This window comes from Frankia sp. CcWB3 (assembly GCF_977927595.1).
The window spans coordinates 1-22,939 of sequence record NZ_CDWRCK010000033.1; the positions used below are offsets into that span (position 1 = coordinate 1).

The window sequence follows — 22,939 nt, forward strand, 5'->3', positions numbered from 1 at the left end:
ACTAGGGGGTGAATTCCCCCGGTCTGGTCACCGCGAACCAGTAACGTCCGTGACCTGGCAGCGTCAGCAGGTAGGGAAGCTCGCCGATCGGCGGGAAGTGCACCCGGCCGAGCAGTTCCACCGGAACCAATCCCTCGAAACGACGCAGATCGAGCTCCACCGGCTGGGCGAAGCGGGACAGATTCGCGACGCACAGGACCCGGTCGTCGCCGAACTCGCGGACGAAGGCGAAGATCGAGGGATTGGACGCGCCAAGCTCGGTGTAGTCGCCGAGCCCAAAGACCGGATGACGCTTGCGTACCTCGATCATCCGCTTGGTCCAGGCCAGGAACGAGGTCGGCATGCGCTGTCCGGCCTCGACGTTCAGGGCCTGATAACCGTAGACCGGATCCATGATCAGGGGAAGGTACAGCCGGGCCGGGTCCGCGGTGGAGAAACCGGCGTTACGGTCCGGTGACCACTGCATCGGAGTCCGGACGCTGTCCCGGTCGCCCAGGTAGGTGTTGTCACCCATCCCGATCTCGTCGCCGTAGTACAGCACTGGCGAGCCGGGCAGCGAGAGCAGGAGCGCGGTGAACAGCTCCATCTGGTCACGGCTGTTGTCCAGCAGCGGCGCCAGCCGGCGACGAATGCCGATGTTGGCCTTCATACGTGGATCTTTCGCGTATTCGGCCCACATGTAGTCCCGTTCCTCGTCGGTCACCATTTCGAGCGTCAGCTCGTCGTGGTTGCGCAGGAAGATGCCCCACTGGCAGTTCGGCGGGATCTGGGGCGTCTGAGCGAGAATCTCCGAGATCGGGTAGCGGGACTCCCGCCGGACCGCCATGAAGATGCGCGGCATCAACGGGAAGTGGAACGCCATGTGACACTCGTCGTCGTTGCCGAAGTACTCGACGACGTCGGAGGGCCACTGGTTCGCCTCGGCGAGCAGCACACGGTCGGCGTACTTGGCGTCGACCTCCTTGCGGACCCGTTTGAGGTACTCGCGGGTCTCCGGCAGGTTCTCGCCGTTGGTGTTCTCCCGGACATAGAGGTAGGGGACCGCGTCGAGCCGGAACCCGTCGATGCCGAGATCGAGCCAGAAGCGCAGGACCTCCAGCATCGCCTCCTGGACCTCGGGGTTGTCATAGTTCAGGTCGGGCTGGTGGGAGAAGAAACGGTGCCAGTAGTACTGACCGCGGACCGGATCCCACGACCAGTTCGACTTCTCGGTGTCCACGAAGATGATCCGGGCGTCCGGGTACAGCTCGTCGCTGTCGGACCAGACGTAGAAGTCCCCGAACGGCCCGTCGGGGTCGGAGCGGGACGCCTGGAACCAGGGATGGGCGTCCGAGGTGTGGTTCATCACCAGATCCGCGATGATCCGGATGCCCCGGCGGTGGGCCTCGTCGACCAGGCTGACGAAGTCGCCGAGGTCGCCGAATTCCGGTAGGATCTGAAAGTAGTCACTGATGTCGTAGCCGCCATCACGCAACGGCGAGGAGTAGATTGGCAGCAGCCACAGACAGTCGACGCCGAGCCACTCCAGGTAGTCGAGTCTGGAGATCAGGCCGCGAATGTCCCCGGTGCCGTCGCCGTTGGAGTCCGCGAAGCCGCGGATGAGCACCTCGTAGAACACGGCCCGCTTGAACCAGCGCGGGTCGCGTAAGGTCTCCCCGCTCGGCATGGCGGGGGCCGGGCCGGGGGTGTGCTCGCCGATCGGTTCGCTGAGAGGCTCAGAATCCATCACGGCCGGGCCCGCACAGCGAAGACGTGCGCGGGCCCGACCGCCGGGTCCAGCCGCACGTAGTTCTGCTTGCCCCACGCGTAGGCGGCACCAGTGATCTTATCGGTGACCTCGAAGGAGTCTTCCCAGCCGAGGCCGAGGGCCGGCATGTCGAGCCGCACGGTGGTCTCCCGGGGAGCGTGCGGGTCGAGGTTGACGACGACGAGCACGGTGTCGGCAGCGGCCGTGTCCCCGGGACCCGTGTCGTCTGCTCGCAGGGAGTCCACCCGCTTGGAGAAGACCATGATCTCGTCCCCGTCGGCATGGTGGAAGTGGAGGTTGCGCAGCCACTGCAAGGCGGGGTGGGCGCGGCGGATCTGGTTGAGTCTGGTCAGGTACGGCGCGAGCGACTGGCCCGCACGCTCCGCCGCGGCCCAGTCGCGCGGCCGGTACTGGTACTTCTCGGAGTCCAGGTACTCCTCGCTGCCCGGTCGGACCGGGGTGTTCTCGCGCAACTCGTACCCGGCGTAGACGCCCCAGGTCGGCGACAGCGTCGCCGCGAGCACCGCCCGGATCTGGAACGCCGCCGGGCCGCCGTGCTGCAGGTACTCCGGCAGGATGTCCGGGGTGTTGACGAAGAAGTTCGGCCGCATGTAGTGCGCGGCCGACACCAGTTCGCGCGCGTACTTCTCGAGCTCCCACTTCGTGTTGCGCCAGGTGAAATAGGTATATGATTGGGTGAAACCGACCTTGGCGAGCGTGTGCATCATCGCCGGCCGGGTGAACGCCTCCGCGAGGAAGAGCACATCCGGTTCGGTCGACTTCACCTGGGCGATGAGCCATTCCCAGAACTCGACGGGCTTTGTGTGCGGATTGTCGACACGGAAGATTCGTACTCCGTGTGCAGTCCAGTACCGGACAACGCGTAGTATCTCCTGGTAGAGCCCGGTCGGGTCGGCGTCGAAGTTCAGCGGATAGATGTCTTGGTACTTCTTCGGCGGATTCTCCGCGTAGGCGATGGAGCCGTCGCTGCGCACGACGAACCACTCCGGGTGATGCTTCGCCCATGGATGGTCCGGCGCGCACTGCAGGGCGAGGTCGAGCGCGATCTCCATGCCCAGCGAGCGTGCCCGGGCGACGAACAGGTCGAAGTCGTCGATCGTGCCGAGGCCGGGATGCACGGCGTCGTGGCCGCCGTGTTCGCTGCCGATGGCCCACGGCGAGCCGGGGTCTGTCGGACCGGGAGTGAGGGTGTTGTTGGGACCCTTGCGGTTGACCTCGCCGATCGGATGGATCGGCGGCAGGTACACCACGTCGAAGCCCATCGCCGCGACCGCGGGCAGGCGTTCGGCCGCGGTGAGGAAGGTCCCGGACCGGGGCGGGTCGAGGCTCGCGCCCTCCGAGCGCGGGAACATCTCGTACCAGCTGCCGTAGAGGGCGCGCCGACGATCCACCCACACCCGGTACAGCGGCGAGCGGGTCACCAGCTCGCGCAGCGGGCAGGCGTCCAGCAGGCTCACCAGCCGAGGATCGAGGGCCGCGGCGATCCGGTCGCGGGGGTCGGTGCGATTGTCGTCGCGCAGCGCGGCCACGGCGAGGGCGATCTCCGCCCGGCGCGGTTCGGGGAGCCCGGGCAGGGCCCGCAGCAGCAGGCGCGCACCGTCCTCGAAGTCCACCGCGAGTTCGTCCGTGTTCTGGCCTGCGCCGACCTTGAGGGCGATACCGTGCTGCCAGGTGGCGAGCGGATCAGCCCACGCCTCGACCCGATATCCCCACAGGCCTTCGGTCCCGGCGGTGATCTCCGCCTCGTAACGGTCGGTCCCGGGGCCAACGGACCGCATCCGGGTGAACGGAGTTCCCTGCCCGTCGGGACCTGACAGCACGACGTTCGCGCCGATGAGGTCATGACCCTCGCGGAACACCGTTGCACCGACGGTGAGAATTTCGCCCGCGACCGCCCGCGCCGGCCACTGGCCACACGAGACGGTCGGTGTCACATCGGAGATGACAACCCGGCCTACTGAACGTCCGATCATCATGACGACCTTATCCAGACGAACCACACCTCAATGGTCCGCCCTGCACGTGGCGATTGGCGACACCTCTGTGTGAACTGCCCGCGACCATCGCATGGGCGATTGTTGTCGTTGGGGTGGGTCGGTCCGTCCCGCCCGGATGGCCCGCGCTGAAGGCGATGTTCCCCAGTTGTGGCCCTGTCGAACGTCCGAACCTCCTCCGTTGTGGTGTTCCGGGTGCGGGGTCGAGGCCGGAGCGTCACCGGGCCCCGGCGGCGGACGCCCGGCGCATTCCGGAATCATTGTGGTGATGTTGTGTGGTGGGGTCGGGGTAGCTTGGGTGGTGTTCCGCCGCGGTTACCGGCGCGTAAAGGGGTGGTTCGATCGTGGAGGGCGAGCGGCACCGGGACGATCCGGGCGGAGCCGGCGCGGCAACGGGACGGCGCCGGGGCGGTGTGGCGCCGGCCGCGGGAACCTCGCGGCCCACTCGTTCGTCCCGCAGGGCACAGTACTCCGGCCACGTGGCCTTCGCGGGCGGAGAGTCACTGTGGCGTTCACGCCGCGCAGTAGGCTGCCGGCGCCCGGATGCCGGGGACACCCGGGGCGCACCTTGCCCCGGGCCGACGGCTTCCGCGGGGGGCCGCCTGAGCGGCCTCCGAGACATCTGAACAGCGGCAACATCTGAACAGCGGCCCTTTCGAACAACGCACAGCAGGAGGAGAGCAGTGGGAGTCAGCCTCAGCAAGGGCGGCAACGTGTCGCTGACCAAGGAGGCGCCCGGACTCACCAACATCCTGGTCGGACTCGGCTGGGACGTTCGGAGCACAACCGGCGCGGACTTCGACCTGGACGCGAGCGCCATCGCGTGCCGGGCCGACGGCAAGGTCGCGTCGGACGGGCACTTCGTCTTCTTCAACAACCTCAAGAGCCCCGACGGCGCGATCGAGCATCAGGGCGACAACCTGACCGGCGAGGGTGAGGGCGACGACGAGGCCATCATGGTGAACCTCACGACCCTGCCATCGGAGATTGACAAGATTGTCTTCCCGGTCTCGATCTATGACGCGGACTCGCGGCAGCAGAGCTTCGGCCAGGTCCGCAACGCCTTCATCCGGATCGTCAACGGCGCCGGCGGCAGCGAGATCGCCCGCTACGACCTCACCGAGGACGCCTCCACCGAGACGGCTATGGTGTTCGGCGAGGTTTACCGGCACGGCGCGGACTGGAAGTTCCGAGCCGTCGGACAGGGCTACGCCTCGGGTCTGACCGGGATCGCGCGCGACTTCGGCGTCAACGTCTGAACCCCGGGTGCGCGGTCGGGCTCGGTCAGGCGACCGGGCCCGACCTGCCGGCGGGTCTGACCGGGCCGGTGGGTCCGGACGGCCGGTCCGGTAATGACCGGATACTAGGGATCCGGCCGTGTGTGGGTGACATGTACAGATAAAGCGATACACATCGGGTGTACCACTTTTGTCAGGTCGCGCCCACCAGACGAGCAGTTACGATGCCGACGACCGCCGCACCGGGCCAGTAGGCCGCGGACGATGCGGTCTCCGGTGATGCTTGAGCGATGCGGGATCCGACGGACCGCGGATCCGCCCGCGCGGCGCGGCCGGGATCTGGCGACCGGTCCGGGAGGGTGTTGGTAGGCGTGCACGCCTTGCGAGTCTTCGGATGGTCCTTGGGGATCACTGTTATCGGGGTGGCCGCGGCGGGGGTGATCGGTGGCCCCCGGGCCGCGGCGCTTGTCGCGATCCTCGCGGTGCTCGAGATCAGTTTGTCCTTCGACAACGCCGTCATCAACGCGACGATCCTTGGCCGGATGAGCCAGTTCTGGCAGAAGATCTTCCTGACGTTCGGCATCCTGATCGCGGTGTTCGGCATGCGTCTGGTCTTCCCGATCGCCATCGTGGCGCTGACCGCGCATCTCGGTCCGGTCGAGGTCTTCGACCTGGCGCTGAACGACAGTGCCCGGTACGCGGAGAAACTGGATGACGCGCATCCGGCCATCGCCGCGTTCGGCGGGATCTTCCTATTCATGCTGTTCCTGGACTTCTTGTTCGACCCCGAACGGGAGATCCAGTGGATCAAGAAGCTGGAGGAGCCGCTGCGCAGGGCGGGCCAGCTCGATGTGGTTCCGATCGTGCTCGGGCTCATCGCCCTGCTGGTGGTCGGCCAGGCCTTCGCCGGCGGCCACCAGCAGCAGGTGCTGCTCTCCGGGCTGGCGGGGCTCGCGACCTATCTGGGCGTGCGGGGACTCGGCGAGTTCTTCGAGGCCCGCGGTGTGGGCGCCGATGACGACGACTCCGGCTCCGCCGCCGAGTCGGCCGGCTTGGCCCCGGCCCGGTTGAACGGCACCGCCGGCCCGCCGAAGTTGGTGCTCGCCACCGGCAAGGCCGCCGCGTTCCTCTTCCTCTACCTCGAGGTCATCGACGCGTCGTTCTCATTCGATGGGGTCGTCGGTGCCTTCGCGATCTCCCAGAACATCTTCATCATCGCGGCCGGCCTCGGGACTGGCGCGATGTACATCCGGTCCCTGACCGTCTACCTGGTCCAGCGGGGCACCCTCGGCGAATACATCTACCTCGAGCACGGTGCCCACTATGCGATCGGGGCGCTGGCCGTCATCCTGGGCATCTCGATCGAGACCGAGGTTCCGGAGATCGTCACCGGTATCATCGGGGTGGCTTTCATCGGTCTGTCGCTGCTGTCCTCCATCCGCCACCGGTCCGCCGAGCGCGGTTCGGCGGGTGCCGGGTCCGTCCCGGGCGAGGGCGAGGGCGGCCCGGGGCAGCCACGGGAGGTCGTCGGCGCCCCGCTGTAGCGCCGTGCGCCGGGCGGTGACAGCTGCCCGGCGCAACCGGGCCCGGGCGGCCGGTCTGGAGAGTACCGCCGCGGATGTGACATCGTCGGGTACCGGCGTCCGATCCTGCCAGGCGATGATTATCTGATCATGGATGACGCCCAGCTACCGCGAGGGAGCGGACCATGGGCATCGACTACAGCAAACGTCCCGCCACCCCGGCGGCCGGTTCCGGCTCGGTCTCACTGAGCAAGGTGACACTGACGAAATCCGCGCCGACCGTCTCGCTGAGCAAGCAGGGCGGTGGCGGGCGGCTGCACGTGAACCTCAACTGGAACCAGCAGCCGGGCGGCGGCCAGCAGAAGGGCGGCTTCCTCAAGCGGGTGCTGGGCGCCGCGGGCGGCGGCATTGATCTCGACCTCGCCGCGTTGTTCGAACTCTCCGACGGCCGTGCGGGTGTGGTCCAGGCCTTGGGCGATGCGTTCGGCTCCTTCACGGACCCCCCCTTCATCAACCTCGACGCGGACGACCGCACGGGCGCCGCGGTCGGTGGCGAGAACCTGTACGTGAACCTCGCCGCCATCTCCCAGATCCGCCGCATCCTCGTGTTTGCCTTCATCTACGAGGGGGTGGCCTCGTTCGACCAGGCCGACGCGGTGGTCACCCTGACTCCGGCGCAGGGTGCCCCGATCGAGGTCCGGCTGGACGAGCGGGCCGGCGGCGTCCGGATGTGCGCCGTTGCCCTGCTGACCAATACCGGCAACGACTTCAAGGTCAGCCGGGAGGTCCGCTACGTCAGCGGTCACCGCGAGCTTGACGAGGCCTACGGCTGGGGCCTGAACTGGACCGCTGGCCGCAAATGACGCCGGTAGCCCGCGATGAGCCATCCGGTCCCGCCGCCCGTCGGCGAGGAGGATCGATACTCGATGTTCCAGCCACGTCGCGAGCCCTCACCCGAGCGGACGCGCGCCGACCGCGCGAGCTCCGACCAGCGGGCCCACCCCGGGCACCGATCTCATCCTGATCGTGACCCGGCTTCCGGGCAAGGCCGGGAGCGACCCGGGCGATACTCCGCCGATGATCGCGGCGGGCCGGTGCCTGGCGCCGAGCCGGGCCAGGCCGACCCGGCATACGCCGATCCTTCGCGAGCGGCCGGCTGGGAGCAGGGCCGGAGACGGCAGGTTCCGGTGGACGCCTATCCGCCGGGGGAGGACCGGTTCCCGGCACGGAACGCCTCGGCATGGTCCCCCTCGCCGCCGAGCCACGGCGGGTCGAGTGGCTACGGGGACCATGCCGGATCGGGGTATGGGGCGCGGGATGAGTTTCCCGGCGCAACCGACCCGTTTCCCGGCGCCGGACCTTGCGCGGACGGCAGCGACTACCCTGGCGACGGTTCCTACGCCCCCGACGGTTCCCGGCAGGAGTACCTCGAGAACGGTGATCTCCGGGACGGCGGTTCCGAGGGCGGGGACCTCGGGGCGGCTGGCCCCGAGGAGGCCGGGCCCGAGGAGGTCTGGCCCGACGAGGCCGGGCCCGGCGGGCCGGAGCCGGCCGTGGCATCCGAGCACGCCGGACCGGTGACGCCGACACGGTCCCCGACAGGCCCGGATCAACGGGATGGGGAGCGTGGCCCGGCCGGCCACGGCGGCACCGCGGCTCAGGATGATCAGGTTCCTCAGGGCGGCCCGGCGGATCAGGCCTGCCCCGCGGGCAGCCCGGGCCCTGACGGCGGCGGGACGGATCTGGTGGGTTCGATCGGTGCTGTCCAGGCGGTGGCGCTGGAACGCCTCGCGAGCCGCGTCGACGAATTGGCCCGGCTACGGCGGCACGATACCCAACTCGTGGACCGATTGCACGCTGAGAATGCCCGGCTACGTAGTGGTGAACTTACCGAAGCCATGGCCCCCCTTCTGCGGGGGTTGATTCGACTTCATGATCAAATGGATAGCCTGGGGGCCGACGATCCGCAGAGTGTCGCCGGCATCCTGCGTAAGCAGCTGCTCCAGGTGCTCGATGTCGCTGTGGACGTCCGCCCGTATACAGCGGTGCCGGGCGGGACCTTCGACCCGGCGCGGCACCTGGGGTGCGTCGGGTGCTGACGGACGACCCGGGACGGGACGGGACGATCGCTCGTACTGTTCGTCCGGGCTTCGTCCGCGGCGAGACCACGGTCGTCCGACCGGCGGAGACCGAGGTCTACCGATCGCGCTGAGCCGCGGAGGGCGGGCACCGCGGCGAACGCTACGAGGCTTGTGAAGGGAAGAATTAGACGGTGGCAGGCACCAAGGTGTTCGGGATCGACCTGGGCACGACCTACTCCTGCATCGCCCAGGTCGACGAGTACGGCCGACCGGAAGTGATCCGCAACATCGAGTCCCAGCCGACGACGCCTTCGGTCGTCCTGTTCGACACTGGGGCGGAGGGCCCAACCTCTTTCGTGGTGGGAACCCAGGCCAAACGCCAGGCTCGCATCCGTCCCGACGACGTCGCCCGGCTGGTCAAGCGGCACATGGGCGCGTCGGACTGGCGGTTCGTGGCGCATGACGCGGAGTACAGCGCCTCCGCGGTGTCGAGCCTGGTGCTCAAGGCGCTCGCCGCGGACGCCGAACGCGCGACCAGTGTCCCGGTCACCGATGTAGTGATCACCGTGCCCGCGTACTTCGGTGACGAGGAGCGCAAGGCGACGAAGCTGGCCGGCGAGCTCGCCGACCTCAACGTGGTCGACATCATCAACGAGCCGACCGCCGCCGCCTTCGCCTACGGATTCGGCCAGGACGGGGCCGAGGAGTCGACCGTGCTGGTCTACGACCTCGGCGGTGGCACGTTCGACACCACGGTTATCAGGCTGAGCGAGGGCGCGATCACCGTGGTCGCCACGGATGGCGACCACGAGCTGGGCGGTGCGGACTGGGACAATGAACTCGTCCGCTACCTGGCGCAGAAGTTCACCGAGGCGCAGCCCGACGCGGGCGACCCGCTCGACGACGTCTATGACGAGCAGGAGCTGCTGGCCGCGGCCGAGGACGCGAAGCTGGCGTTGTCCGGCCGGGACAGCGTCGACGTGCTGGTCGTGCACAACGGCAGACGCACAAGCGTGCCGGTGACCCGGACCGTCTTCGAGGAGATCACCGGCCCGCTGCTGCGGCGCACTCTCGACCTGACCGGCTCGGTGCTGGCGCCGGCCCGAGAGAAAGGTGTCGAGAAGATCGACTTGTGCCTGCTGGTGGGGGGCATGAGCAAGACACCGGCGGTGGCCCGCCGGCTGCAGGAGTCCTTCGGGCTCACCTCCCGGCTTGCCGATCTCGATCTTGCCGTCGCCAAGGGCGCCGCGGTGTACGGGCAGAAGAAGGCGCTGGAGCGGGAGGTCCACGCGAACCTGGTCGCCAGCGGGCATCTACGTCCCGACCAGGAACTCGCCGCAGCTGACGCCGTGGACGTGGAGAAGGCGGCTGCCGCCAGCGCCGAGGAGGCGGGACTCGCGACCGCCTCCGTGGTTGATCTCGTCCGCACGAAGGTGACGAATGTCACGTCGCGTGGCTTCGGGATCTTCACCGAGGATCGGGGCACACCGGTCGCGGCCTTCCTCGCCCACCAGAACGACCCGCTGCCTATCGCCGTCACCCGGACCTTCTACACCGTCGTCGACGATCAGGCCGAGGTGGACATCCGGGTCTTCGAGCAGGGCACCACCGCCGAGTCCACGGCGATCGACGACAACAAGGTGATCGTCGCCGGCTCCATCAGCGGGATTCCGCCTGGCCACCCGTTGGGCACCCCCGTTGAGGTGACCTTCACGATGGGCGGGGACCAGACGATCCAGGTCACCGCCTCGCACGAGGGCGCGGCCACCCCCCTGGTGCTCGAGGTGCGCGCCGGGGTCGGCTCGGAGGAGATGCGGGCCGTCGAGTCGGCGAAGGTCAGCCTGCTCAAGCAGCGGGACTGAGGCCCCCCGGCGGATCGGGCCCCGGCTGATCGGCGCCGGTGCCCGAGGGGGCCGTTCGGCCTCCCCCACGAGTGTTCCCGCACGAGTGTTCCGGCCCGCGGCGGCCGACGCCGGAGTGGATAGGGTTCAGCCTGACCAGGCACCGCGTCCGGTGGAGCGCCTTCCAGGCCTCGCGGGGACGTGGGTGCGCGCAGTGCGTGCGGGCGGTGCCAACCTGGCGTCCGCGGCCCGCGCCGAGGCGCGGCTTCGTACTCTCAGGTGTGGAGTGGTCGACGGCCGCTTCACGAGCGGCGCCTGACGACGGGCCGCCGGCCGATTCCCGGCGGGCATGGCGGGCGCGGTGGGCACGTGGGACGAAGGTGGATCGGTGAGCGCGGCGTTCGACGGCAGCGGCTATCGCCAGCGGGTGCTGGCGCCGCTGCGGGCCTGTGCCTCCCTGGACACCACCGACCCGTTCCTCCTCGCGGGTCTCGATCCGACGGTGGCGTACACCGGCTCCGACGTCGGGGCGCACCTGGTGCGGGTGCTCGCCTTCCTGCAGCGGGAACGCAACTCGGCGAAGTACGCGACCCTTGCCGCCGAGCTTGTCCGTCGGCGGGCGGAATGGGAGGAGCCGCTGCGGGACGCGGACTCCCGGGAACGGGTCCGCGCCCGGGTGCTGGTGGCCCGGCGTAGCGGTGACGCCGAGCGTCTCGCCAAGGTCGACGGCTATCTCGCCACCGTCCGGGAGCGATTCGGCGGCATCCCGGCATCCCGGGTGGACGGCCTGCGCCGCCTCGCCGTCGCCGCCGGGGTGACGGTCGAGGAGTTCGATGCTCGTCTGAGCCGGGAGCAGATCATCATCGACGCCGTCGGCGGGGGCGTCGAACCGCTGCCGACCGAGGTCCGCCGGCAGATCTCTGAACGGCTCGGCGAGCTGTGCGCCCTGCGCGGCGGGGACCGGGTCTCGACGGCGTCGCTGTGGGCCTTCCTGGGGCTGGCCCCGGACGCCTCACCGGAGCGGCTGCGGGCCGCGTACGCCGTGATGGTGGCGGGCAACCACCACCGTCCCCATGACCGGGAGAAGACGGTCACCGCGGACCTGCTCGCCCTCGTCTCCGCCCGGTTGATCGAGGGTGACCCCGCCGCGTACACCGTTGGGCTGATGGCGGACGCCGTGGACGAGCTGCGGCCCGCGGTCGAGGAACACGTCGTGCTCGACGGCGAGCTCACCGCGGTCGCCTTCGAGGGTCTCGTCCGGGCGGCGCTCGCGACCGGGCGCGGACTGACCGCGGCTCAGGCGAAGTCCGTCGTCCTGGAGGCGGCCCGGGAGCTCGGCGCCGCGGTGAACGTCGGCGGGGTCGTCGACTATGTGGTATGCCCGGGATGCGGCCGGCCGGAGGCGGCCGGGTCCGTGCGGCACTGCCGGTACTGCGACACCGACCTCTACACCACCTGCCCGTCCTGCGGATCGATGACCGAGGCGGCGGCGGTCGTCTGCCGGCACTGCGGGCACAGCCTGCGCCAGGCCAGGGAGGCGGCCGAGGCGCTCGTCGCGGTGCGCCGCGCCCTGGAGGGCGGTCATCCCCGCCAGGCCGGCGAGATCCTCACGACCGCCCATCCGGTGCTGGCCGCCGTCGGTGGGCCGGTCGCCGGGACGGCGGAGGAACTGGGAGCCCGGGTCTCCGCCGCGCTGGGCGCCGCGGACGCCGGTTGGCGAGCCCTCGCCGAGGCCCGCGCGGCGTGCCGGGCGGATGCGGCGCTCGCCGACGCCCGCTGGCTCGCGGCACAGGCCGCCGACGTCCCCGGCCCCGACGGCCGGAAACCGGCCGAGGTACTGGCCGAGCTCATTGCCGCCCAGGCGGTGATCCGCCGGCGGGTCGAGGCGGCGCGCGCTACCACCCGAGGACCAGGAGGTCGCCCTCGCCGCGGTCCTCGCGACGGCGGCGGACAACCGGGAGGCGCTCGCGGCGATGGCGGCCCTGCCGCTCTCCCCGCCGTCCGACCTGACCGCGGTGCCTGGCCCCGACGGTTCGGTGCAGCTGTGGTGGCGTGCTTCGCCCTCGGTCGGGGGAGCGGTCTCCTACCGGGTGGAACGCATCGTGCCCGTGGAAGTTAGCGACGGCCAGGGGGTGGCCCCGGGGCGGAGCAGCCTCGGTACCACCCGCTCGACGGAGCTGTGCGATGCCGGCGCCCCCGCCTGGACGCCGGTGCGATACGAGGTGACCGCCCTCTGCGGTGAGCGCCGTTCCGTGCCGGTGGAGGCCGCCCCGCTCGTCTTCACCCGGGACATCACCGATCTGCGGGCCGAGCGCACCGCCGCCGGGATCCGCCTGGACTGGAGCCTCGGCGGGGCGCTGGCCGCCGTGACAGTGGAGCGGACGGTGGCACCGCCCGCCGCGGTCAGCCAGCCGCCCCGGCGGGCGCGGGGCACCGGCGGCCTCTTCCACGACACCGATGTCGTCGTCGGCGTGACCTATCGCTACCGCGTCTTCGTCGAATACCAGGACGCGCAGGGACGCCCGGCCCGGACCCCCGGCCCGGACCCCCGGGGCCGAGGTGACGCTGGAGGTGGCCGCCCGCCCGCGGCCCGTCCATGACCTCACGGTGGTCACCGCCGCCGGGCGGACCACATTGCGCTGGACGCCGCCGCCCGGCTGGGAGGTGCGGATCTACGCGACCCCGGTGCCGGAGCCGCCGGCCGTCCCCGTCGCCACCGCCCACGCGACCAGTACCGCCTACGCGACCAGTACCGGCCCGTGGCCCTACCCGGGGTCGGGGCCCCTGCCGATGATCGGCATCGGGCCAGAAGGCAGCGACGTGTCGCTCGCTGCCATCACCGATTCGTCACGTCTTGTGGGACTGAGCCGTTCCGGGCAGGTCAGCGAGGCGGCACAGGTCGGCGAGGTCATCTACACGCCGCTGACGGTCCATGGCGGGACGGCCGTCGTCGGCCGGGCCGTGCGTCACCTCGCCATCGAACCCGTGCGGGACCTGCGCGCCGACGATCGAGGCGACTCGATCGTGCTGTCCTTCCAGCTGCCGCCGGGGGTCACCGAGGCGCGGGTGCTCTGGCGCCGCGACCAACCGCCGACCGGACCGGATGATCCCTACGCCGCGGGCGCCAAGGTCACCAACACCAGCCTGGAGATCAAGGGCGGCTGGCATCTCGCCGCGCCGCGGGACGGGTGGGCCTACCACGTGGCCTGCTACCCGGTGTACCGGTCGGGGGGCGTGGCCCGGATGGTCGCGGCCGGCGTCTCAGTGCTGGCGCGCCCCGCGACGCGTCCTGATCCACCCCCGATGCCGGCGGCGTCCGGGAGCAGCCCGGGAGGCTCGGCCGGCGTGGTTTCGGCCGGCGTGGTTTCGGGCCGGTCGGTGGTCGGTGCCGTCGCCGACCCGATCACGATGCAGTCGCTGGGTGGGCCGACCCAGCCCCGCACCGGGGGCTATCCGTTGCCTACGGCGACGGGTGCTGTGCCGTTGCCTACGGCCACGGGCACCTACCCGCCGCCCATGACCACCGGCCCCCTCCATCCGGTGCCGGTCCGTCCGGTCCCGGAGCACGCGCCGGAGGCGCAGACGAACCCGCCGGCGGGCCCGCCCACCGGCCCCGCGTCACCGCCGCCGGCTCCGGTCGCCCAGCCGACCGTCACCTACACCGTGAGCAGGTCCGGCTGGCGGCGGCGCACCCTACGGGTACAGGTGCACACCACCGGTCCGGCCGGAGATCTGATCCTGTTCGCGCGGCCGGGAACCGTACCGCCGCGGGTGGCCGCGGAGGCCCACGAGCTGTCTCGGCTCGCCGCTGTGGACCAGGCCGGCACCCGGACCATCGACGTCACCCTGGACGGCGCCCAGCTGCCCTGGGGAGTCCGGCTGTTGCCGGCGCTGGTGCACCCGACTGGATGGACCATCACCCAACCACCGGACGACGCACTGGTCATTCGATGATCCGGAGCGATCCCGGGTGAGTGTGCTCTCTGTGGTCCGCTCCGGCTCATTTCTTCTTGTCTTTTCGTTGATTTATGGCGGTTACCTCGGGATTTGTAGCACCAGATCTACAACATATGCGCTACTACGGAAAGTATTCATGAGGGTGCTGTTCCTTGGCTGGGGTGCGCCGTTTACGATTGGCCTCATCACTCCTAGTCCCAGTACCGCCCAGGTGTGTATCGGTTACCTGGGTGGAGCACCTGTCGAATCGTTCCGGCTGCGAGGTCGGGGACGGTCGGGTTCACGACCGGGCACCTGACGGTGCCCGGTCGACTCGCCTGGTGAGGCATGGGTCGAGTCCGGTGGAGCGATGAGCGGTTGCCGTGCGAGCGGTCCGCTCGGAGGGGACGCCCATCGTGGGTCGTGGTCCGGCCATGCTCCGCCGTCGCGTGCCGGGTGATCCGACGGGAGCATGTCACGCCAACACCGAAAGGCAGCGCGCGAGCATGGCCTCGATCATCCGCGGCCGACCCGCCCCTCCGGTCGGCCGGCCGATTCCCCCAGCCCATCGACGACCCCGCAGCGGCCGGATCCACACCCAGCGTCGGGTCCGGACCGGAGCCCGGATCGGCCTGATAGCCGTGTTCGTGGTGGGTCTCCTCCAGGCGGTCACCCCGCTGGCCCGCGCCGCGGGAAACTCACCGTCGCCGACTCCGGCCGTGTCGCCATCCGCGACGAGCGGATCCAGCCGGGCGGGGGGCGACGCGGGCAGTGGCCGCACGCAGGGCGTTCCGCTCACCACGCTGAGCCCGCAGGCGCGCAGCCGGATCACCCTCGTCCTCTTCGACCAGGACATCGTGCTCGTCGGTGGCCGCAGTTTTACCGCGGGTGATGATGTCACCGTCGTGGCGGAGACGGCCAAGCTGGGCGGCAGCGCGCTCACCCGGGCGGACGCCGACGGCCGTTTCATCCTCGGCTTCCGGGTGCCGGCGGACTTCGCGGGAACCGTCAACGTCAAGGCCACCCAGGGCACGGCCACGGCGACCGACGCCCTTGATGTGACCGGACCGGAGGCGGCCGCCCGGGCGTTCCAGGCCGCCCCGGCTCTTCCCGACGAACCGGTGGTGAAGACGGCGCCCTCGACGTCGTCGTCTCCCAGGCAGCAGGGCGCGTCCGCGGGCACCTCGCCGAGCCCGGCCGTCTCGCCCGCGCCGTCCCCGTCCGCCACGTCCGCCGCCGGTTCGGCGTCCGCGTCGCCGTCCCCCGCGCCGTCCGCGAGCGCCGGCTCGACCGCCCCCGCCAGGAGAACCGCGACGCCGACCGCCACCCCGTCCGGGGCGAGCCCGACCCCCGGTACGGGATCGACGGGCACCGGCGCCGGTGGGACGAGGTCGGGCCTGCCGTGGCTGTCGGGGTTCCAGTCGCATCAGCTCGCGCAGCTCGTCGAGTTCGGTGACTGGCGCGGCCGGCCGAACGACATCGTCCACGTCTACACGAGCCGCAACCAGGGTTGGGGCGGGCTGGTGGAGCCGTCCTGGCCGGTGGATCTCTTCAAGGGTTTCCAGGGCAAGCTGCTGATCAGCCAGCCGACATTCCCCAAGGGCCAGGGCAACAACGCCGCCTGCGCCCGAGGCGAGTACGACTCCGAATGGAAGAAGCTCGGCAGTTTCCTCGTGGCGCACGGCCGGGCGGACTCCATCATCCGGATCGGCTGGGAGTTTAACGGAACATTCATGTACTGGCACACGGACGCCGACCCGACGGCGTTCCGGGAGTGTTTCCGGAAGATCGCGACCGCCATCCGGTCCACCGACCCCGAAGTCAAGATCGACTGGACTTTCAACGCGCACGCCTCCCCAGTGCCCAGAGGCAACAGCCCCTGGGGCGCCTACCCCGGCGACGAGTACGTGGACTATGTCGGCATCGACCCCTACGATCACTTCCCCCCGTCGAAGGACGAGGCGACGTGGAACAAGCAGTGCGAGGACGTCAACGGCCTGTGCTACGTGATCAGGTTCGCCCGGGAGCACGGGAAGAAGGTCGGCGTCGGGGAATGGGGGGTGGCCTCCTGCAGCGGTGACGGCGGTGGCGACAATCCCTTCTACATCCAGAAGATGTTCGACACCTTCAAGGCGGCCAGCGACGTGATGGGCTACGAGGCCTACTTCAGCGACCCCACTCCCGGAAACGTCTGCTCGACCATCACGAACGGCGGTCAGAACCCGAAGGCGTCCGCCATGTACAAGAAGCTCTTCGGATCCGGCGCCAGTTAGTCGAGTTCGTGGGGGGCGGGCGGCGCCTCGGCCGCCCGCTGCCGACTGGTGGCTGGCCGCTCGCGGACGCTGCGCCGCAGGTCGGCGCCCCGTAGATGGCGCCGAGATGGCCGCTGTGTGTCGGCTGGCTGTCAGTTCCCGCCGTCTGTCGTCGGAGGCCATTCGCCAGGTACCGTCACCGAGAGGCGACGTTTCACGATCTTGCCGGCTCCGGTCGGCGCGCACCGTTTCGGGATGCTCGTCGAACGACGCCCCTGCCTTTGACGAGGAGAACGCTGCTTGCGCCACTTCGCCTTTCTGGGCCCCGAGACGGTTGACGCACTGTTCCTCCGGCCGCCGGAGGACATCGCCGTGAATGATGATCGTCGTCTGCTGGCCACCGCGCTCGGCGCGACCCTCTACGCCCCGGGGACGCGCCCCCGGTTGGCGTCGGACGTGCACAGACAGACCGCGGCGGGGGTGACCTCGATGGTTCTCTGCCTGGAGGACTCCATCGCTGACACCGAGGTGGCCGCCGCCGAGGCCAACGTCGTCGCCGCGTTGCGCGCGCTCGCGGCGGAGCCCCCCTGGGCCGCGGGCGCGATACCACTGCTGTTCGTCCGGGTCCGCGCGGTCGGGCAGATCCCGGATCTTGTCGACCGGCTCGGGCCGGCCGGAGTCGGGTGTCTCGCCGGGTTCGTGCTGCCCAAGTTCGCCGAGGAGGGTGGCGAGGCGGCGATGGAGGCGGTGCTGCGGGCCTCCGAGACGGTCGGTCGCCCGCTGTGGGCCATGCCGGTGCTGGAGAGCCCGCAGGTCATCAACCGGGAGACCCGGGTGGAGGCGTTGTCGGCGGTCCGGCGGCTGGTCGACAAGCACGCCGACCAGGTGCTGGCGATCCGGCTCGGTGCGACGGACCTGTGTGGGCTGTTCGGGCTGCGCCGTGACCGCGATCTGACGATCTACGACATCGCTGTCGTCCGGGACTGCATCGCCGACATCGTGAATATCTGTGCGCGGGGCGGTGACCACGTCGTGACCGGACCGGTCTGGGAGTACTTCGCCCAGCCGGAACGGCTCTTTGTCAGCTCGCTGCGGGTGACCCCGTTCGCGCAGGCGGACCGCGTCGACGGCGGGGAGGATGCGATCCGGATGCGCAGCGAACTGGTCTCCGCCGACCTTGACCGGCTGATCCGGGAGGTCGTTCTGGACAAGGCCAACGGCCTGATCGGCAAGACGGTGATCCATCCCAGCCACGTGCCCGCCGTGCACGCGCTGCACGTCGTCACCCAGGAGGAGTACACCGATGCCGAGACCGTCCTCGACGGGGATGCCGGCGGGGTACGGCCGAGCAGCTACGCGAACAAGATGAACGAGTTGCGTCCGCACCGGGCCTGGGCCGAGGCGGTGATCCGCCGGGCGCGCGCGTTCGGTGTCCTGCGCGAGGGCGACACCTTCGTCGAGGTGCTGGCGGCGACGCACGGTCGTCTCGGCCAGCGGAATGCCCGATGACGGCGACGGCGGGGACAGACGCCCCCACCGGCGCGCCCATCCCTCACCCGGCCGCGCCCGTGCCCGCCCACATCCCAGCGGCCGCCCCCGCAGGGATGTGGCTGTGGACCGCGCTGGGCCTCGATGTCCAGGTCACCGCGGATGTGGCGGGCCAGGGGCTGCACGCCCTGGTGGGACTCGCCCTGCGCCGCAACCCACGCCGGGCGCACCTGTTGGTCAGCCGGGTGCTCGGCAAGCATCTGCCGGTGGCCCCGGCCGAGGCGCTCGCGGCCGGGGCCGGGGTCGCCGCGCTGGTCCGGGCGCTGCCCGGCTTCGAGGAGGCCGGAAAGCGGGTCGCGGACCCGCCGGTTGCGGGTTCGCCGGTGCCGCGTTCGCCGGTCGAGCAGCCCGGGGGCCCGCGGACCGGTCCGATCGTGATCGGTTACTGCGAGACCGCGACGGCGTTGGGGCACGCGGTCGCCGACGGTCTCCCGACGAGCCACTACCTGCACACCACCCGGCGGCCGCTGCCCGGTGTCACGCCGATCCTCGAGTTCGTGGAGTCCCATTCTCACGCGACCCACCACTGGCTGATGCCCGAGGACCGCGAGATCCTGCGGTGCGGCGCGCCGATCGTGCTCGTCGACGACGAGCTGTCGACCGGGCGCACCGCCCTCGGCACGATCCGGATCCTGCATGCCCACGCCCCACGCGAGCACTACGTGGTTGCCACGCTGCTCGACGCCCGTCCGCCCGCGGCCCGGGCCGCGTTCGCCGATCTCGCCGACGAGCTCGGGGTCCGGCTGGATGTCGTCGCCCCGCTTACGGCCACCGTCACCGTGCCGGCCGAGATCGCGGCCCGAGCCGCGCGGGTCCGCGCCCGGTTCGCCGGGGGCGCGGACGGTCGGGACGAGGCGCGGGCGACGGGGGCGCTGGTGGCCCACCCGGTTCGCCGGTTGGTGGCCGACTGGCCGTCCGACCTGCCTGACGGTGGCCGTCATCGCTGGTCGCTGACCGACCGCCACCGCCTCGACGAGGTCGTGCCGCCGGTCGCCGCGACGGTACTGGCCGCGCTGACCCGGCCCGCGGGTCGCACGCTCGTGCTCGGGACGGAGGAACTGATGTACACGCCGATGCGGATAGCGGACGCGCTGGCCCGGACGAGTCCGGGTGAGATCCGCTACCAGTCCACGACGCGTTCGCCGGTCCACCCCGTCGACGTCGACGGCTACGCCATCCGCGCCGCCCTCACCTTCCCCGCGCCGGACGACCCGGGCCGGGCCAGCCACGTCTACAACGTCCGGCCCGGGATGTACGACGACATCGTGGTGGTCGTCGACTCCGTCCCGGACGTCGATTTTGAGACGGACGTCGCCCCGGGGGCGGACCGGAGCTCTCCCCGTGCGGATACCGGCCTCCACGGCATGCTTACTCAGCTACGCCGATGCGCTCCGGTCACGGTGCTGACGCTGCCCTCCTACCGGCCCTCCTACCAGCCGTCCCCTCGACCGACCGGTGCGCCGCCCGCCGGTGCGCCGCCCGCCGCCGGACCGCTCACCGGTGCGCCCGGGGACGCCCGGTGAGCGGGATCGGCGCGGTGGATCCCGCGCTCACCGGCACCGTCGGCTCGGGTTCATACGATCCGGCGGACGTGACCTTCCTGCTGACCGACCTCAGCGCGGTCGCCTTGGAGCGGCCCACCGAGGACCGTGAGGAGGCCATGCAGGCCGGCCGGCACTACTCCGAGGACCTGCCGGTCGAGTACCAGCCTGACGCCGGTTACCTGGAGCTCTACCACCGGGCGCTGGACCGGTCGGCCCGCCGGGTCGCGCTCGCCACCGGCCTCGTGGCGGAGCTTGTACGGGTCACCAAGCCCGAGCCGGTCCTGGCCTCGATCGCCCGGGCCGGTACCCCGGTGGGGATCCTGATGCGGCGCTGGTATGGCTGGCGCCACGGGCTCGACACCCCGCACTACGCGATCTCGGTGATCAAGGATCGCGGCGTGGACCTGAACGCGATCCGCTACCTCACCTCCCGGCACAACCGGGAGGTGATCCAGTTCGTCGACGGCTGGACCGGCAAGGGGGTGATGACCCGGGTGCTGACCGACGCGGTGGCGCGGCTCGGGCTGGACGACACCCTCGCCGTACTGGCCGACCCGGCTCGGTGCGTGCCGCTCTACGGGACCCGCGACGACTTCCTCATCCCGAGCGCCTGCCTGAACTCGACGGTGAGCGGGCTGGTCAGCCGGACCGTCCTCAACGCCGAGCACATCGGTCCGGATGACTTCCACGGTGCGAAGTACTACGCCGAACTCGCGGCGCACGATCTGTCCCGGCACTTCGTCGAGACGGTGGCGGCCCACTTCCCCGAGGTGGCCGACGAGGTCGCCGAGACCTGGCCGCGGCTGTGGGCCGCCGACCGCAGTCCGACCTGGGCGGGCTGGGCGGCGGTGGAGCGCATCGCAGCCGCGTTCGACATCCCCGACGTGGTCATGGTGAAGCCGGGGGTGGGGGAGACGACTCGGGTCCTGCTGCGCCGGGTGCCCTGGCGCATCCTCATCGCCCCCGACCGGCTCGACGAGCTGGCGCACGTGCTGGCACTGGCCGCCGACCGCGACGTCGAGGTCCAGGAGATGGCGGACCTGCCCTTCTCCTGTGTGGGGCTGGTCCGCCCGGTCGGCGCGGCACCGGTCTTCCACACCCCGAACGCGCGCTGGCGTCCGGACGTCCCGTGACGGCCGACTCGTCCGCCGTGACGGTCGGCCCGTCCGCCGCGTCCGGGCCGCGTCATCTGCTGGCCTGTGACCTGGACAAGACGCTGATCTTTTCCCGGCACTCGCTGCTGCTGGCCGACGACCGACCCGCACCGGAGCTCGTCGAGGTCGAACGCCTCGACGGCGCGCCGATCTCGTTCGCGACGGCGCGGTCGCTGGCCCTGCTCGCCGAGTTGCACGACCTCGCCGTCCTCGTCCCGGTCACCACCCGCACCCTCGCCCAGTACGCGCGGGTCAAGCTCGGGGTCCGGCCGCGCTACGCGATCGCGGCCAACGGCGGGCACCTGCTGGTCGACGGGGTCCCCGATCCGGCCTGGGCGGCGGGCGTGGCGGCCGAGGTCGCCGCCGCCTGCGCCCCCCTGGCGGAGATGGTGGCGCTCGCCGAGCGGTCCGCCGCCGGCGGCTGGGCCCGGCTCGTGCGGGTCGCCGACGGGTTGTTCGTCTACCTCGTCGCCCACGACCGCGCTGGCATTCCCGACCTGACCGGGGAGGCCGAGACGGCGCGGGCTGCGGGCTGGGCGATGTCGCTGCAGGGGCGGAAGGTGTACTTCGTCCCGTCGGTCCTGACCAAGCAGCGCGCGGTGGCCGAGGTCGCCCGCCGTGCCGGTACCGCCCGGCTGCTGGCCGCGGGGGACTCCGTGCTTGACGTCCCGATGCTCGCGGCGGCCGACCACGCCGTCCGTCCGGCCCACGGTGAGCTGCACGAGCTGGGCTGGTCGGGCCCGAATGTCACCGTCACCGCCGCGGCCGGGGTGCTCGCGGGCGAACAGGTGCTGGCGGCGTTCGTCGCGCGGGTCCGGGCCGAGATCGCCGCCGGGAGTCGCTGAACCTCCTCGCGCGACTTCCGGGCCCGTTCAGACCGGGCCTTGGCGCCGTTCTTCTGGTGTGCCGGGCAGCGGCGGCGGCTCGGAGCCCGGCCCGAACCCAGGCGCCCAGATTTTCCGCAGCGGCCTGCCATGCGGGCACGTCCCCCGCTCTGGTACCCGCTCGACGCTGCCTGTGGCATGCAACTGGGCGCCACGGCGACGCCGGCACTTGTTGCAGGCCACCAGCGACAGCATCGGCACGACCGGCTCCGGCCCGGTCGGGCCGCAGTCGTCCGCCGGCCCCGGCTCAGGCGGATCGCTGGTCATTTTCTCTTGGTGATTTGTTTAGCCCCGCCGCACGTCGGGCACTTCTTCTCCTGCGTTCCCGAATAGCCACCATCTTCGTCTGTCTCGACCCGTTCGGCGACCACGTTCCCGGTGCCGTTGCAGGTGGGGCAGTCCGCGGTCTCCATCGGCTCGAGGTCGGCATGCCCGGCCTTCGCGCCCCGCTTGTCGTAGTTCTTCTCGGTATCGGGGTTGTTCTTGGATCCGGCGGATCCGCCTTTGCCGCCGCGTTTGACGCTGTCACGGCCGGTGGAGGCTCCACCACTGGTCGACCCTCGCTTGTTCCACGCCATGGGTTGCTCTCCGTCTACAGTCGATCCCTCCCCGCATCAACGGTAGCGGCGGAGCACCCAAGTCGGTACCAGGACAGCCGGAACTGTAACCGTGCGTCCCTCACGGACGCCGGGCGCGGGAAGCTCAGATGGCGGCGATGCGCGCCCCGAACTGATCCACCTCGGCGATATCCCACCGGCCCAGATCCCGGTGGAGAGCCCGCGCCCGCGCCTCGACGACTGCGTTCGGGGAATCGACCACCGCGCCCAGCGCGGCGATCCCCGCAACCGCAGCCGCACCCGGGTTCGCATGGTCGCCGTCTAGGTGGCCGGTAGCAACTGCGAGCATGGCGAGGCCAACGCCTTGGTTGTCGTGGACGAAGGTCGCTGCGGCCCGCTCGCCATGATGGATCGCCGTCCTGCCGGCACCTACGGTGTTCGCTGCGGTGAGTGCCGTATAAAGATCCTCTTCGGCGTCGTTCCATTCGGCATCACCCTTGATCGCCGTCCGCATCGAGGCTCGCATGACCACGATCGCCTCTTCGGCCTGGACTGCGGCCCCGGCGGCGGACGCGGCCAGCGCCTCGTATGCGGTTAGGGCCTGTTTGGGAAGTTCATC

The 22,939-nt window shown here is 70.7% G+C and carries 16 protein-coding genes and 1 pseudogene; 13 read left to right on the forward strand and 4 right to left on the reverse strand.

The annotated features are described in order from the left end of the window. Position 1: 1 nt before the first annotated feature. Positions 2-1,726 carry a maltose alpha-D-glucosyltransferase gene (gene treS, locus ACY5KJ_RS04635; RefSeq protein ID WP_462202852.1) on the reverse strand — a complete coding sequence of 575 codons (1,725 nt, stop codon included), beginning with the start codon at positions 1,724-1,726 and terminating at the stop codon, positions 2-4. Then, positions 1,726-3,744: an alpha-1,4-glucan--maltose-1-phosphate maltosyltransferase gene (locus tag ACY5KJ_RS04640; protein ID WP_462202853.1), complete on the reverse strand. Its 2,019-nt coding sequence runs from the start codon at positions 3,742-3,744 to the stop codon at positions 1,726-1,728. The genes treS and ACY5KJ_RS04640 overlap by 1 nt, the downstream gene beginning before the upstream one ends. Positions 3,745-4,445: 701 nt before the next feature. Between ACY5KJ_RS04640 and ACY5KJ_RS04645 the strand changes: the two genes are divergently transcribed. From ACY5KJ_RS04645 to ACY5KJ_RS04705, 13 genes are all read left to right on the forward strand, one after another. Further along, positions 4,446-5,021 (forward strand): TerD family protein, encoded by a 576-nt coding sequence (locus ACY5KJ_RS04645; RefSeq protein ID WP_462186837.1) that lies wholly within the window; start codon positions 4,446-4,448, stop codon positions 5,019-5,021. A gap of 350 nt (positions 5,022-5,371) precedes the next feature. Then, the gene (locus tag ACY5KJ_RS04650; protein WP_462186836.1) at positions 5,372-6,544 is read left to right on the forward strand and encodes a DUF475 domain-containing protein; all 1,173 of its coding nucleotides are present in this window, start codon (positions 5,372-5,374) and stop codon (positions 6,542-6,544) included. 164 nt (positions 6,545-6,708) lie between these two features. Further along, on the forward strand, positions 6,709-7,386 hold the full coding sequence (locus ACY5KJ_RS04655) for a TerD family protein (protein WP_462186835.1): 678 nt from the start codon (positions 6,709-6,711) through the stop codon (positions 7,384-7,386). 231 nt (positions 7,387-7,617) lie between these two features. After that, entirely contained in the window at positions 7,618-8,622 is a 1,005-nt protein-coding gene (locus ACY5KJ_RS04660) for a hypothetical protein (protein WP_462202854.1), read from the forward strand. Between the two features lie 173 nt (positions 8,623-8,795). Next, positions 8,796-10,466: an Hsp70 family protein gene (locus ACY5KJ_RS04665; protein WP_462202855.1), complete on the forward strand. Its 1,671-nt coding sequence runs from the start codon at positions 8,796-8,798 to the stop codon at positions 10,464-10,466. A gap of 367 nt (positions 10,467-10,833) precedes the next feature. Then, positions 10,834-12,564: a hypothetical protein gene (locus tag ACY5KJ_RS04670; protein ID WP_462186832.1), complete on the forward strand. Its 1,731-nt coding sequence runs from the start codon at positions 10,834-10,836 to the stop codon at positions 12,562-12,564. Then, a complete protein-coding gene (locus ACY5KJ_RS04675) occupies positions 12,548-13,045 on the forward strand; it encodes a hypothetical protein (RefSeq protein WP_462202856.1) in 498 nt (165 codons plus the stop codon). Before ACY5KJ_RS04670 ends, ACY5KJ_RS04675 begins: the two co-directional genes overlap by 17 nt. Continuing rightward, positions 13,005-14,399 carry a hypothetical protein gene (locus ACY5KJ_RS04680; protein WP_462186830.1) on the forward strand — a complete coding sequence of 465 codons (1,395 nt, stop codon included), beginning with the start codon at positions 13,005-13,007 and terminating at the stop codon, positions 14,397-14,399. The genes ACY5KJ_RS04675 and ACY5KJ_RS04680 overlap by 41 nt, the downstream gene beginning before the upstream one ends. 488 nt (positions 14,400-14,887) lie before the next feature. After that, on the forward strand, positions 14,888-16,654 hold the full coding sequence (locus ACY5KJ_RS04685) for a glycoside hydrolase family 26 protein (RefSeq protein ID WP_462202857.1): 1,767 nt from the start codon (positions 14,888-14,890) through the stop codon (positions 16,652-16,654). 279 nt (positions 16,655-16,933) lie between these two features. Further along, positions 16,934-18,142: an HpcH/HpaI aldolase/citrate lyase family protein gene (locus ACY5KJ_RS04690; RefSeq protein ID WP_462186828.1), complete on the forward strand. Its 1,209-nt coding sequence runs from the start codon at positions 16,934-16,936 to the stop codon at positions 18,140-18,142. Further along, positions 18,139-19,704: a phosphoribosyltransferase family protein gene (locus ACY5KJ_RS04695; RefSeq protein ID WP_462186827.1), complete on the forward strand. Its 1,566-nt coding sequence runs from the start codon at positions 18,139-18,141 to the stop codon at positions 19,702-19,704. Before ACY5KJ_RS04690 ends, ACY5KJ_RS04695 begins: the two co-directional genes overlap by 4 nt. Before the next feature lie 5 nt (positions 19,705-19,709). Beyond that, positions 19,710-20,858 carry a cysteine protease StiP family protein gene (locus ACY5KJ_RS04700; protein ID WP_462186841.1) on the forward strand — a complete coding sequence of 383 codons (1,149 nt, stop codon included), beginning with the start codon at positions 19,710-19,712 and terminating at the stop codon, positions 20,856-20,858. Further along, entirely contained in the window at positions 20,855-21,724 is an 870-nt protein-coding gene (locus ACY5KJ_RS04705) for an HAD family hydrolase (RefSeq protein WP_462186826.1), read from the forward strand. Before ACY5KJ_RS04700 ends, ACY5KJ_RS04705 begins: the two co-directional genes overlap by 4 nt. 302 nt (positions 21,725-22,026) lie before the next feature. Here ACY5KJ_RS04705 and ACY5KJ_RS04710 read toward each other — a convergent pair whose 3' ends face one another. Beyond that, a complete protein-coding gene (locus ACY5KJ_RS04710; RefSeq protein WP_462186825.1) occupies positions 22,027-22,341 on the reverse strand; it encodes a hypothetical protein in 315 nt (104 codons plus the stop codon). A gap of 124 nt (positions 22,342-22,465) precedes the next feature. Beyond that, positions 22,466-22,939: pseudogene (locus tag ACY5KJ_RS04715) on the reverse strand (hypothetical protein); the annotation flags it as partial.